This window comes from Acinetobacter albensis (assembly GCF_900095025.1).
GTDB classification, from domain to species: domain Bacteria; phylum Pseudomonadota; class Gammaproteobacteria; order Pseudomonadales; family Moraxellaceae; genus Acinetobacter; species Acinetobacter albensis.
On the sequence record NZ_FMBK01000005.1, the window covers coordinates 20,141 to 33,104 of the forward strand.

The 12,964-nt window shown below is 38.3% G+C and carries 12 protein-coding genes; 10 read left to right on the plus strand and 2 right to left on the minus strand.

Annotated features, from left to right (window positions below; translation table 11 throughout):
• Positions 1–2: 2 nt before the first annotated feature.
• Positions 3–947, plus strand: a complete 945-nt coding sequence (gene miaA / locus GA0116959_RS04830; RefSeq protein ID WP_092718894.1) for a tRNA (adenosine(37)-N6)-dimethylallyltransferase MiaA — start codon at positions 3–5, stop codon at positions 945–947.
• A 93-nt stretch (positions 948–1,040) separates the two neighbouring features.
• Positions 1,041–1,583 (plus strand): RNA chaperone Hfq, encoded by a 543-nt coding sequence (gene hfq, locus GA0116959_RS04835; protein WP_092718896.1) that lies wholly within the window; start codon positions 1,041–1,043, stop codon positions 1,581–1,583.
• 557 nt (positions 1,584–2,140) lie between these two features.
• Here the strand turns inward: hfq and GA0116959_RS04840 are convergent.
• Positions 2,141–3,445: a peptidylprolyl isomerase gene (locus GA0116959_RS04840; protein ID WP_092718899.1), complete on the minus strand. Its 1,305-nt coding sequence runs from the start codon at positions 3,443–3,445 to the stop codon at positions 2,141–2,143.
• Positions 3,445–5,907, minus strand: a complete 2,463-nt coding sequence (locus GA0116959_RS04845; RefSeq protein WP_092718901.1) for an LPS-assembly protein LptD — start codon at positions 5,905–5,907, stop codon at positions 3,445–3,447. Before GA0116959_RS04845 ends, GA0116959_RS04840 begins: the two co-directional genes overlap by 1 nt.
• A 120-nt stretch (positions 5,908–6,027) precedes the next feature.
• Between GA0116959_RS04845 and GA0116959_RS04850 the strand changes: the two genes are divergently transcribed.
• The 8 genes from GA0116959_RS04850 (at position 6,028) to msbA (ending at position 12,961) form a co-directional block, all read left to right on the plus strand.
• The gene (locus GA0116959_RS04850) at positions 6,028–7,041 is read left to right on the plus strand and encodes an aminoglycoside phosphotransferase family protein (protein ID WP_092718903.1); all 1,014 of its coding nucleotides are present in this window, start codon (positions 6,028–6,030) and stop codon (positions 7,039–7,041) included.
• Positions 7,041–7,730: an N-acetylmuramate alpha-1-phosphate uridylyltransferase MurU gene (murU, locus tag GA0116959_RS04855; protein WP_092718907.1), complete on the plus strand. Its 690-nt coding sequence runs from the start codon at positions 7,041–7,043 to the stop codon at positions 7,728–7,730. The genes GA0116959_RS04850 and murU overlap by 1 nt, the downstream gene beginning before the upstream one ends.
• A gap of 84 nt (positions 7,731–7,814) precedes the next feature.
• Positions 7,815–8,447 carry a 16S rRNA (guanine(527)-N(7))-methyltransferase RsmG gene (gene rsmG / locus GA0116959_RS04860; RefSeq protein WP_092718909.1) on the plus strand — a complete coding sequence of 211 codons (633 nt, stop codon included), beginning with the start codon at positions 7,815–7,817 and terminating at the stop codon, positions 8,445–8,447.
• Positions 8,448–8,472: 25 nt separating this feature from the next.
• A complete protein-coding gene (locus tag GA0116959_RS04865) occupies positions 8,473–9,255 on the plus strand; it encodes a ParA family protein (RefSeq protein ID WP_053578082.1) in 783 nt (260 codons plus the stop codon).
• The gene (locus GA0116959_RS04870; protein WP_092718912.1) at positions 9,252–10,139 is read left to right on the plus strand and encodes a ParB/RepB/Spo0J family partition protein; all 888 of its coding nucleotides are present in this window, start codon (positions 9,252–9,254) and stop codon (positions 10,137–10,139) included. The genes GA0116959_RS04865 and GA0116959_RS04870 overlap by 4 nt, the downstream gene beginning before the upstream one ends.
• A 24-nt stretch (positions 10,140–10,163) precedes the next feature.
• On the plus strand, positions 10,164–10,802 hold the full coding sequence (locus GA0116959_RS04875) for a MotA/TolQ/ExbB proton channel family protein (RefSeq protein ID WP_053578080.1): 639 nt from the start codon (positions 10,164–10,166) through the stop codon (positions 10,800–10,802).
• 9 nt (positions 10,803–10,811) lie between these two features.
• A complete protein-coding gene (locus GA0116959_RS04880; protein WP_053578079.1) occupies positions 10,812–11,237 on the plus strand; it encodes an ExbD/TolR family protein in 426 nt (141 codons plus the stop codon).
• Positions 11,234–12,961 (plus strand): lipid A export permease/ATP-binding protein MsbA, encoded by a 1,728-nt coding sequence (gene msbA / locus GA0116959_RS04885; protein WP_092718915.1) that lies wholly within the window; start codon positions 11,234–11,236, stop codon positions 12,959–12,961. Before GA0116959_RS04880 ends, msbA begins: the two co-directional genes overlap by 4 nt.
• Positions 12,962–12,964: the final 3 nt, after the last annotated feature.

Consider the following 12,964-nt stretch of genomic DNA (forward strand, 5'->3'; position numbering starts at 1 on the left):
ACATGTCTAATCAATTGCCGGTCATCAATTTAATGGGACCCACAGCAAGTGGTAAAACTGCTTTGGCATGTGAGCTTTATGAGCAAGGCGGATTTGAACTAATTTCCGTCGATTCTGCGCTGGTTTATCTGGATATGGATATTGGTACCGCCAAACCCAGTAAAGACGAGCAGGCGCTTTATCCGCATCGTCTGATTGATATTATTACGCCGTTAGAAACTTATTCGGCTGCTCAATTTGTTGAAGATGCGTGTGTGCTGATTGATGATATACATCTACGTGGTAAAACCCCAATTTTGGTTGGGGGAACCATGTTGTATTTTAAAGCATTACTCGAAGGTTTATCGAGCAATTTGCCGAGTGCTGACGCGGCTGTCCGCGCAGAGATTGAAGAGAAAGCCCATCAACAAGGGTGGGAAGCTGTTTATGCAGAATTATGTGCGGTAGATTGTTTGGCGGCTGAGAAATTTAAGGTCACTGATAAGCAGCGGATTATTCGTGCTTTAGAAGTCTTTAAATTGACAGGTCAACCCATTACAAAACTACAAGCTGAACAACCGAAAAATATACCATACAGGTACAATTTTCATAATCATGCATTGTTGCCAGATCGGGTAGAATTACATGAACGTATTGAAAAACGTCTAAAAATTATGTGGGATATCGGATTTTTAAATGAAGTTGAATCTTTAATTGTTAAATACGATTTAAGTGAAAATTTACCTTCTATGCGTTCAGTCGGATATCGTCAGGCTTTAGAATTTATACAAAAAAGTGACCAAAGTCATAAAAAACAACAAGAAATGGAGGATAAGTCATTATTTGCGACACGACAACTTGCAAAACGTCAATATACTTGGTTAAGATCTTTGCAAGAATCGCATAAATTTAAAACATATTTAACAATCAAGCAAGCTCAAGAAGACTTGCGAAACTGTTACGGATAAAGCAAAATTTACTACCTATCTTTTTTATAATTTTTAATTGAGAAATAAAGATAGTTTTTGCGCTGATTTTTTAAAATTTTTTGGAGTTATCACATGTCTAAAGGTCAAACTTTACAAGATCCATTCTTGAATTCTCTTCGTAAGGAACGTATTCCTGTTTCTATCTTCCTAGTGAACGGTATTAAATTACAAGGTCATATTGAATCTTTTGACCAGTATGTTGTTTTGCTGAAAAACACTGTAAGCCAAATGGTTTATAAACATGCGATCTCTACCGTAGTTCCTGCACGTAATCCACGTCCTGCTGGTGCTCCTGCTGGTACTCAAGGTGCTGCTGGTGGTTTCAGTGGTCAACAAGGTACGCAACCAGGCGGCTTCGGTGGTCAAGGTGGTGGTTTTGGCGGTCAAGGTGGCTTTGGTGGTGGTTCACAAGGTGGCTTTGGTGGTCAAGGTGGCGGTTTTGGCGGTCAAGGTGGCTTTGGTGGTTCACAAGGTGGTTTTGGCGGTCAGGGTGGCGGTTTTGGCGGTCAAGGTGGCTTTGGTGGTGCACCAGGCGGCTTTGGTGGTCAGTCTAATACTGGTTTTGATGGTGAAACTAAATTTGAAGATTCACAAGATGACGAAAATAATCGTTAATCGTTAATCGTTAATCGTTAATCGTTAAAAAACCTCTCTTCGTGAGAGGTTTTTTCTTTAGCATTTTATGTATGAGTAGAAATAATCACTAAGGTTTAAGTCGCTATAATTTTGTGTGTAATCACATTCGTATAATTCAAATATTTTTTGAAAACTTTCTGAACCTACAAAAACCAACACAATGATGAATAATAATTTGATGGTTTAAAATTGGATCAATTTCTGTGGTTTTAAATTCACTATAAAGTCTTATTCTTTTTAAAGTGAATTTAGATATTTTCTTTAATATTTGCTGTGGTTTATTTCATAAATTAGTATCAAATTAAATATACTTATAATGTGGTTTTTTTCTTAAAAAGTTGTGTTAGAAAATAAATTATTTAACTGAATGTACTCAACAATTGTAATAAATAACTCATTTTAGGAGTGGGTTGAAAGTAGCATTTTACCGATTAAATCTACTATTGATAGACCTGACTAAAAGGCCAGTCAATTTATCAATTGACTGGCCTTACATGATGTATTGGTCTGTTATTAACTGTAGTAACTTAATTAAATTATTTGTTCTGTTTGCGATCCATTGAAGGGTCTTTAATTTCAACAAAAGCGTTACTGCGAATTTCACGTAACCAACTGTCCAGTTCAGCATCAAATTGACGTTCACCTAGAATCTGACGTGCCATACGTTCTTGATATTCGCGTGTCATATCTTGTTGACGTGTATCAGTCACTTGAAGAATATGCCAACCAAATTGACTCTGGAAAGGAGCGCTCATTTGCCCTACGGGAGTGCTTTTCATTTTTGTTTCAAATTCAGGCACCATAACTCCTGGATTTACCCAACCTAAACTTCCCCCATCACGAGCAGAGCCAGGATCATTGGAAAAAGTAGAGGCAAGGACTGCAAAATCTTCACCTGCTTTTAAGCGATTATATATGCTGTCAATTTGTTGTTTTGCATTTTCAGGGCTCACGACTTCTGACGGTTGGATTAAAATATGACGCACCTGATATTGTGGCACTAGTGCTTTTTGTTCTGCACCTTTACGTTCTAATAATTTTAAAATATGTATGCCATCGCTCACAGTAATCAAATCTGTAATTTGTCCAGTTTGTAAAGGACTAACACGTGCTGCAAGTTCACTCGGAATTTCTGATAAGTTACGGAAACCCATATCTGCACTTTCAACTTTTACATTAGCACTGGTAAATTTCTTGTCAATTGACGCAATATCATTACTTTCTTTTAATGCTGCTTGAACTTCTTTGGCTACTTTTTCTACGTCTTGTTTACCTGAAATTCGGACATGTAATACATGAACTTGATTGCCGAGCGCAGCTTGTCCTTGCGGTGTTTTTAAGAAATTTTCGATATCTTGGTCACTAATTTTAATTCGTGACATCACCATTTGTTGACGTAAGCGATTCACCGCTAAATCTTCACCAATTCGGTTGCGCAAAGATTCGTAAGTATTCGGTGCAATCGCATCCAATTTTTGCTGAAAAGCTTCTAAGCTCTTGCTACCAGATTGGGCTGCGACTTTAAGCACCGCTTCGTTCAATTCTTTTTCATTTGGTTTGATATTGTAGCGTTTGACTTGCTCAAGTTGTGCTTGACGAAGAATTAACTGATCAAGTGCTTGTTGTTGCAAATATTGCGCAGGTGGAACGGTCTTTTTTTGTGCTTCGAGCTGATGCTTTATTTCTGCAATACTTTGGTCTAAATCACTTTTTAAAATAATACTATTATCAACCACAGCCACAACTTGGTCTGTAGGCTGTGCAAATAAAGACATTGATGAAGAGAGAGCTAAAGCCAATGCAGTCGCTTTAAAAAAATGTTTTAACGGTAGTGTCTTCATTAACGTTGCGTCCAAGATTGATTAATTTTATTAAAACCTAGAATACGATTTTCTAGTAATGATGAAAGTTTATTATTGAAACCGCCTAAACCTTTCAGACTAATTTCTGCCATGATGGCACGTTTTGCGCTTACGCCTTCATCATTTACGTTGTCTAAATCGTTGTAGTATGAGCGTCCATAGACTGAAATGCCCCAGCAGCAAGATTCATAATTGACGCCCAATAAATATTCTCGAGCGACATTGTTATCAATGTCATATTGCGCATGACCCATAATTCGCCAGTTATTGGCAATAGGCTGAATGAAAGAGGCCACCACTTGATCGTACTGATTTTGTCGATTAGGAATATCTTTACGATAGAAGTATCCGACATTGTAAAGATTGCCCTGATCTCCCGTATAGTAAAGCTGCAAATCACGTTGGGCATTTTCACCATCCGACTGCCATGCAGAATTTGCACCGATGGTAAAGTTTTGTGAAAGTTGGCTCGATAAACTGATGACTGGCCCTGTATGATCTTCAGTATCAAAATTATCCGTTTCGTTTTCTAGGCTTACACGTCGCTCATCGAAAAAGAAACTTTGGCCAATACTGGTTTTAAGGCGTTCTAAACCAATTTCATCAAATAAACTATAACTTAAACCTAAAGATAAAAAGTTATTGTCTTCTAAGCGGTCATGTCCGTAAAAACGACGTGGACTAAACAACTGGTCATAATTGATAGACGCGGTAGCAGAATCAAAATTTGGATGACCTTCTTGATTTTTATATGGAGCGTAAGCATAAAAAGCACGAGGCGTTAATGTTTGAAGGTATTTTCCATCTTTTTCAAAAGTTAAACCTGCATCTAAAGTAAACTGTGGCACAGTCACCGATTGTGTTTCGTTAGATGAATTAGTGTTTTGATTGAGTGCATCTACAGTATCTTTATCATAGAACGTATTTACGTTACGAATAGATACTTCTGGAATGACGAAAGACCAAGGGTTTCGATAGTTGTATCGAACAGCAAAATCATTGTAGATACGCGTACCACTTGGCTCAAACGTAGTGCTTGTGCCACTGGTATAATCATTGATATCTTTTTTAAAGTAGGCTGTGTCGTTATTAAATTCGTACTGTAAACCGAGTGGATTGCCCGTTTTATAATTTAATAAAAATTGCGGTAAACGTGCATATGGTCGGTCTTCATCGCTTACAGTTTTATCTAGCGTTTGAAAGTCTTCAACTTTTAACTGTGCTTTTAGACCGGGAACACCATTTTTGTAATTAAGTTCCCATGCTCGTCTTAAATTTAAATCTGTTTTAGAGTTAGGGTTGTTATTTAAATCGGCAAAATAATCTTTATCAGACGCGTAGTTATAATCTAGGTTGGTCGAGAATTGATCGTTAATTTGCCAATTGTGTAATACATGTAATTCTTTACGATCTTGACCGTCATATTTATCATCTGAAGCTAAATAGCCACCCCAAAGCATACCTGAGCCGAAACTCTCGGTTAAATAACGAAATTCACCTTCTAGCATCGCGCCACGATCTGCAATATAGCGTGGTGTAACGGTTGCATCGTAATGAGGAGCTAAATTTAAGTAAACAGGAACTGCAAGTTCGACGCCACCATCATTGGTGAAACCAAAGCTTGGCGTCAAAATACCGGTCGTGCGACGGTCATCTATCGGGAAATTAAAATAAGGCACAGCCAGAACGGGAACATCTTTCACATAAAGTTTGGTTCCAGTCGTTTCACCACGACCTGTTTCCTGATTTAAGGTAATCTTATCTGCTTGAATTTTCCACGTTGGCTTTTCGTCAGGTGGACAGGTGCTATACGTAGCATTGTTCATGACGACAATATTGTCAGAAGTGCGAGATATCTTTTCTGCACGACCATGTGCATGTTGTTCTTCAGAAATATAGTAGCTGTTGTTCAAATCGCCTTGTTGTGTTTTTAAATTGTAATTAATTTGATCGCTTTGGGCGAGTAAGCCCGCTTGAGCCATTTGCACTCGACCTTCTGCATTGGCAAAAGTTTGAGACTTATCGATGGTGATTTTATCAGCACGAATTTGACGACCTTGTTGGTCAATCAAAACATTGCCTTCAAGAATAGAATCACCATTGGGGTCATAATGCCCATAATCTGCAGTCACAACAGAAGTGGCTTCGGATGCTTCCACTGCTTTAATATCTGGACTAATTGGGGTGACCCAAGCACCTTGACAATAGGCAGAGCTTAAATGGTGTGCTTGGCGTTGCTGTGCTTCTGGCGAAGATTTATCGACATAGTATTGTTCAAAAAACTGTTGTCCAGGATAAGCTTCCTGAATACTGGCTTTCATTTTTTGGTTGTCGGTATTCGAAGCTGGAAGTGTAGACTCAGCATAGCTTGAAATCGAGCTGCCACATAAAAGCGTTAAAATAGCAGTCGCTAGAGGATTAAATTTGAACTGATGCTTCATTTGTCTCATTAACCAAGTATGCTTAATCACAATTAATTATTCTCGCATCATAGAGAAAAAGTTTATAAGTGGCTACACTTAGTACTTTAAAAACTCAGCCTGTTTTAGAATTTATCGCAAATGAATACACAACGTGAACAATTGATACAAACATGGGTTACATCTGTACTTAATTCAGATCAATTTGAAATTAATTTTTTGCCAGGCGATGCAAGTTTCCGTCGTTACGCACGAATCAAGTTGAATAATAAAACATTTATGCTTATGGATGCACCACCAGAAAAAGAAGATTGTGGGCCTTTTGTGACGATTGACCAGTTTTTCGATCAACATGGTGTCCGTGTACCGCATATTGTTGCCAAAGATTTAGTACAAGGTTTTTTATTGCTTGAAGATTTTGGCGATATTTTGCTGTCTACTTTATTAAATAATGATTCGGTAGATGATTATTATGCGCAAAGCTTTAAGCAATTAATTGAATTGCAGGCAATTGATGGCACAAAAAACTTTCCCAACTATTCCTATGAGAAATTAATTTCTGAAATGGAATTGTTGACGGAGTGGATGTTACCGTCCCTCAATATTCAGCCAACTCAAGACGAAGAAGCTTTGATTAAACGTAGTTTTGCTATTTTAGCCAATGCTGCACTGGCACAACCACAAGTGATTGTTCATCGAGATTTTCATAGTCGTAATTTGATGAAAATTGAATCTGAAACTGATTTGGGCGTGATTGATTTTCAAGATGCTGTAATTGGTGCAGACACTTATGATTTAATTTCAATTACCCGTGATGCTTATGTGCAATGGAATGCAGAGCGTGTTTATCATTGGTTTAAAGTCTTTTATGATTTATTGCCAGAAGCGGCAAAACAAGATCGTGACTTTGAGCAATTTAAACGTGATGCTGACTTTATGGCCATTCAGCGTCATCTCAAAATTTTAGGCATTTTTGTGCGTCTATTTGAGCGAGATGGAAAAACTAGTTATTTGAAAGATTTACCGCGCGTCATGTGGTATTTGCTTGAGGAAAGTAAGCCTTATGCAGAAATCCAGCCTTTTATGCAATTCCTTCAGAATAAAGTCATGCCTAAATTCGAAGCCAAATATGGTGCGTATGAGGTTGTGGCCTGATGAAAGCAATGATTTTAGCAGCAGGCATGGGCAATCGGATGCGCCCCTTAACTTTACATACGCCAAAACCTTTGCTAGAAGTTGGAGATAAACCACTCATTGTTTGGCATATTGAAAAACTAAAAAAAATAGGTGTAACTGAAATTGTGATTAATACTGCTTGGCTGGGTGAAAAACTTGCGACAGCTTTGGGGGATGGTTCACAATTTGGAGTCAATATTTTATGGTCACATGAAGGTGAGGGTCTAGAAACTGCTGGTGGCATTATTCGTGCTTTACCCTTGTTAGGGGACACACCTTTTATTTTGATCAACGGTGATGTTTGGACCAGTATGGATTTTTCATCCTTATTGGATGTGAAGTTAGAAGGTGATTTAGCGCATCTTGTTTTTGTCGCTAACCCAGTACAACATCCACAGGGTGATTTTATTCTTTCTCATGGGCGAGGTTATACTTTCGACCAGCAACAGCAAGGTGAAGCGCTGACCTATAGTGGTGTTGCAGTGATTCATCCTAAAATGTTTATGGGTTTAGATGAAGGTAAGCGTCCTCTCGCACCATTGCTGAAACAAGTCATGCTTGAACAAAAAGTTTCTGCCTCAAAAATGAATGCAATTTGGGTGGATGTGGGCACTCCAGAGAGATTAAAAGCATTAGATCAACAAATTAAGCAAGACAACTGCGTTTAAGTGCATATTCACTAAGCGCTCGCTACTATGACTTTGCAGATAAGTCGGTATACTTCACCTAACTTTTCGGGGCATTTATTGTATATGCATACGTTTTTTCAAGAGCTTAAGCAGGGTAGTCTGACTTTGGGTTTAGCACTCAGTGATGAGGCTTTAAATTTACTTCTCAAATATCAAGATGCTTTGGTGCTATGGAATAAAGCTTATAATTTGACTGCAATTCGTGATCCAAAGGAAATGTTAGTCAAGCATTTACTGGATAGCTTAAGCATTTTAAAAGACTTGCCTCAGGGACGTTTGCTCGATATTGGGACGGGTGGTGGTATGCCCGGCATGATCATTGCACTGTGTCAACCAGAGCGAGAATGTGTTTTGCTCGACTCTAATGGTAAGAAAATTCGTTTTTTGAAACAGTTTATTGCAGATCTAAAATTAAAAAATGTAATTGCAGTGCAAACCCGAGTTGAAAATGAAGACAGTATCCATGATTTGGGGAAATTTGATGTCATTACCAGTCGTGCTTTTGCTTCACTCACTGATTTTGTAGCTGCTTCGAAACCATATATGCATGAACAGAGTATTATTGCTTCTATGAAAGGTTTGGTTCCTGAAGATGAGATTGCGGCCATTAAACAAGAATTTAGCTGCGAAATTATTGCTTTACAGGTTCCACGACTAGATGAGCAACGTCATTTACTTTTGTTGAAACATATTTAATTATTTTGAAAGAATTGGGGTGACCATGGTACAAATTATTGCGATTGCGAACCAAAAAGGTGGTGTTGGTAAAACCACAACCGCAGTAAATTTGGCAGCATCGTTAGCAGTCTTAAAGAAGCGCGTTTTACTGGTGGATATGGATTCACAGGGAAATGCTACTATGGGCTCTGGTATCCAAAAAAATGATCTTTTATACTCTGTTACTGATGTTTTATTGGGTGAAGTGCCCATTGAAACTGCAATCAGCAAAGCTGAAGTCGGTTATAAAGTATTAGGTGCGAACCGTGATTTAGCTGGGGTTGAGCTTGCGATTGCCGAACAAGAAGGTCGTGAATTTATTCTGCGAGAAGCACTAAAAGAAATCGAACACGCTTTTGATTATATTATTGTTGATTGTGCACCCAGTTTGAGCTTAATTACGGTGAATGCACTTGCAGCAGTGCATAGTGTTCTTATTCCAATGCAATGTGAATATTATGCACTTGAAGGACTAGCAGATTTAACCCAAACCATTGATCGCATTCAGCAAGCATTGAATCCTGACCTGCACATTGTGGGTGTATTGCGTACGATGTATGATGCGCGTAATGCATTAACACGCGATGTTTCAGAAGAGCTTGAGCAATATTTTGGCAAGAAATTGTATGACACCGTGATTCCGCGGAATGTTCGATTAGCCGAAGCACCAGCACATGGGTTGCCGATCATTTATTTTGAAAAAAGTTCAAAAGGTGCAGTGGCTTACTTAAATTTAGCGGCTGAAATGTTAAAAAAAAGCAAAGTAAAAAAAGGAATTAAAGCATGACCACAAAAAAACGCGGATTAGCAAAAGGTCGTGGTTTAGATGCCTTACTGGGTTCAATTCAAAAAGAAAAATTACAAATGGAAGCTCAGGGTTTGGATCATGGGCAATTAAAACAAATAGATGTAAATTTACTGAAACGTGGTGAATATCAGCCACGTCGCTTTATTCATGAGCCAGAACTTCAAGAGCTGACAGCATCCATTGAAAAACATGGGGTAATGCAACCCATTGTCATTCGTCCAATTGATGATGAAAAATTCCCTTACGAAATTATTGCGGGTGAACGTCGCTGGCGTGCTGCACAGCTTGCTGGCTTAACCGAAATTCCAGCCATTGTGCGTGATTTATCCGATCAGGTTGCAATTGCTTTGGCACTGATTGAAAATATTCAACGCCAAGATTTAAATCCGATTGATCAAGCCATGGCACTACAACGCTTTCATGAAGAATTTGGTTTAAGTCATCAAGAAATTGCGGATACTGTTGGGAAAGCAAGGACGACAGTAAGTAACTTATTGCGCTTATTGTCTTTGGCTGAAGAAGTAAAAGACTTTATGCAGCAAGGTCTGCTGGATATGGGGCATGCACGCGCAATACTGACATTAAAAGCTAAAGATCAACTTAAAGTTGCTGAATATGTTATTGAAAAAAGTTTATCAGTACGTCAGACAGAGCAATGGGTTCGAGATTTAAATACCCCAAAACAAGAAAAAAACAAAGTGGATATCGCACCAGATATCCAACAGTTGACTCAGCGGTTAGCTGAACGTTTTAGCGCAGATGTTAAAATCGATCATAATAAGCAAGGCAAGGGCAAACTGGTGATTCAGTATCACTCACTCGATGAGTTGGATGGTATTTTAAATATCTGTTTTGCAGAATAATTTTAAATGTATTGGGGATAACACATGTGGGAACTGGTCAAGGCAGGTGGGTGGCTCATGCTGCCTCTTGTATTGTGTTCAATTTTTACCGTTGCAATTACGCTTGAACGCTTTATTCGATTAAAAAAATCACTGATTTTACCAAAAAATTTGTTGCTGAATTCTACTCAGAATATAGAAACAGTTATTCAAAAATTACAACAAGAGCAAGCATTAAAAAACAGTACTTTAGGCCGTATTTTTGCAGCAGGATTTCAGAGTAAACAGCACAATGAGCAATTTGCACGTGCTCAAATGGAAAGTACAGCATCTCAAGAAATTGGTTACCTTGAAAAAAATATTAATTTTTTGGGAACATTAAGTGCTGTTGCGCCACTTTTGGGCTTACTAGGAACGGTTTTGGGGATTATTGAATCTTTCTTGGTGATCGATTTAGGGAATAATAGTAATCCAACCATGATGATTCCTGGGATTTCAAAAGCCTTAATTACCACAGCTGCAGGTATGTTTATTGCTATTCCTGCTCTGTTTGCTTATCGCTATTTTCAACGCTTAGTACAAGAATATATTGCCGAGCTTGAACAACAGTCGACCTTATTTCATGCAGCACTGTTCTATCAAAATTTAACAGATGAAGAGCAAGACATGAGAAAAGCAGGGTAAAGGCACAATATGAAATTCAAACGCACACAAGTCGAAGATATTCATATTAACCTCACCCCTATGATTGATTGTTTATTGTTTATTTTGGTATTTCTATTGCTGTCGACGACTTTTAGTCAATTTAGTCGTATGAATTTAACTTTGCCTGATGCGCAAGGTGTTCCACCCAAGCAGTTTGAGCAAAAAGTAGAAGTGGTAGTCGATGCTTCAGGACATTATTCAATTAATGGGCAATCTATTGCCAGTAAAGATGTAGCAGATTTAAATACTGCAATTAAACAGATTTCGAATGAACGCCGTGATTTAATGTTTGTGATTGCCGCAGATGCCAAAGCGACCCATCAAGATGTCATTCGTGTCATGGATGTTGCAGGGCAATTAGGATTTGTTAATATTAATATCAGTACTAAAGTTCCGTCTAGGGGTTATGAGTGAATCAAGATTTTAAAGTCTATACACGTCTGTTGGGGTATTTAAAACCCTTTTGGGGTGTAGCAATATTGGTTTTTATCGGGTTTTCAATTAGTGCTGCAACAGAAGTATCGATTGCAAAATTATTAGAAAAAATCATTACTGCGATTCAGCATAGGGATCAGGGCTTTACTTCTATCTTTCCTTTTTTAGTTATTTTGTTGATGTTTTTTCGTGGCGTGGGTTCCTTTATTGGGGGCTATTACACCGCTGTCATTTCACGAAATTTAGTGTTTAATATTCGCCAAGAAGTATTTGCAAAATTACTCAAACTGCCTTCACAGTATTATTTAGATAATACCAGTGGTCATATTACAGCTAAAATTATGTACAACGTGGAACAGCTTACGGCTGCTTCATCAGAATCACTCAAAACGATTGTACAGCAAGGTTTGATCGCGATCGGTTTGTTGGGATATCTGATTTATTCAAATTGGCGTCTAACCTTGGTGATTCTTATTTTTGCACCCTTCATGGGGCTTTTGGTTCGTCAAGCGTCCAAGCGGATGCGTAAATTGTCTTTGCAAGTTCAAGATACCATGGGTGATGTGAACCACGTGGTACAAGAAACTGTAAATGGTCATTTAATTGTAAAAGGTTTTGGCGGTCAAACCTATGAACAAACACGTTTTCGAGATAAATCATTAGAAAATTTAAAACGTGGTTTAAAAATGGTGGTGGTACAACAGCTCAATAGCCCAGTTGTACAATTTATTATGTCGATTGCAATGGGTATTATTATCTGGATCGCGTTACGTCCAGAAATTTTACGTGATACCAGTGCTGGTGAATTTGTTGCCTATATTACTGCAGCAGGTATGTTGAGTAAGCCCATCAAGGCTTTGACAGATGTCAATGAAAAGTTACAACGCGGTATGGCTGCTGCTCATTCGGTATTTGAATTGCTGGATTTACCTGAAGAGAAAAAACAAGGCCTTTTGACGCCAGTCTTACAAGGGAATATTGAGTTTAAAGAGGTGAATCTGACCTATGCAGATGGTCATCAAGCAATTCATAACTTTAATTTAAAGGTGGAATCGGGTGAAACAGTTGCCTTGGTTGGACGTTCAGGTGCTGGTAAAAGCTCTTTAGTTAATTTATTGGTACGTTTTCAGGAAGTCAGTTCAGGACATATTTATTTGGATCAAATCGATATTCAAGATTTGGACATCAATACCTTGCGCACCCAAATTGCGATGGTGAACCAACAAGTTGTTTTGTTTAATCGAACTGTTCGTGAAAATATTGCCTATGGTCAACTTGAAAATGCACCTGATGAAGATGTTATTGCAGCAGCAAAAGCGGCATACGCGCATGACTTCATTCTCGCTTTACCGCAAGGCTATGATACCCAATTAGGTGCACAGGGTTTGAACTTGTCTGGTGGACAACGCCAACGAATTGCAATTGCACGTGCTATTTTGAAAAATGCGCCCATTTTAATTTTAGATGAAGCGACCAGTGCACTGGATAATGAATCTGAGTATTTTATTCAACAAGCTTTTGATGCTGCTATGCAGGATCGTACCACGATTGTGATTGCTCATCGTTTATCGACCATTGAAAATGCTGATCGTATTGTGGTTATGGATAAAGGTGAAATTATTGAGCAAGGTACACATGCAGAATTACTTGCCCAGCACGGTGCTTATTATCAATTGCACCAACGTAATTTTGAGGAAAATTGATTT

Excerpts from the sequence above, each read along its gene's own strand:
- miaA (WP_092718894.1), top strand. The coding sequence starts at position 3 with ATGTCTAATCAATTGCCGGTCATCAATTTAATGGGACCCACAGCAAGT.
- hfq (WP_092718896.1), top strand. The coding sequence starts at position 1,041 with ATGTCTAAAGGTCAAACTTTACAAGATCCATTCTTGAATTCTCTTCGT.
- GA0116959_RS04840 (WP_092718899.1), bottom strand. The coding sequence starts at position 3,445 with ATGAAGACACTACCGTTAAAACATTTTTTTAAAGCGACTGCATTGGCT.
- GA0116959_RS04845 (WP_092718901.1), bottom strand. The coding sequence starts at position 5,907 with ATGAAGCATCAGTTCAAATTTAATCCTCTAGCGACTGCTATTTTAACG.
- GA0116959_RS04850 (WP_092718903.1), top strand. The coding sequence starts at position 6,028 with ATGAATACACAACGTGAACAATTGATACAAACATGGGTTACATCTGTA.
- murU (WP_092718907.1), top strand. The coding sequence starts at position 7,041 with ATGAAAGCAATGATTTTAGCAGCAGGCATGGGCAATCGGATGCGCCCC.
- rsmG (WP_092718909.1), top strand. The coding sequence starts at position 7,815 with ATGCATACGTTTTTTCAAGAGCTTAAGCAGGGTAGTCTGACTTTGGGT.
- GA0116959_RS04865 (WP_053578082.1), top strand. The coding sequence starts at position 8,473 with ATGGTACAAATTATTGCGATTGCGAACCAAAAAGGTGGTGTTGGTAAA.
- GA0116959_RS04870 (WP_092718912.1), top strand. The coding sequence starts at position 9,252 with ATGACCACAAAAAAACGCGGATTAGCAAAAGGTCGTGGTTTAGATGCC.
- GA0116959_RS04875 (WP_053578080.1), top strand. The coding sequence starts at position 10,164 with ATGTGGGAACTGGTCAAGGCAGGTGGGTGGCTCATGCTGCCTCTTGTA.
- GA0116959_RS04880 (WP_053578079.1), top strand. The coding sequence starts at position 10,812 with ATGAAATTCAAACGCACACAAGTCGAAGATATTCATATTAACCTCACC.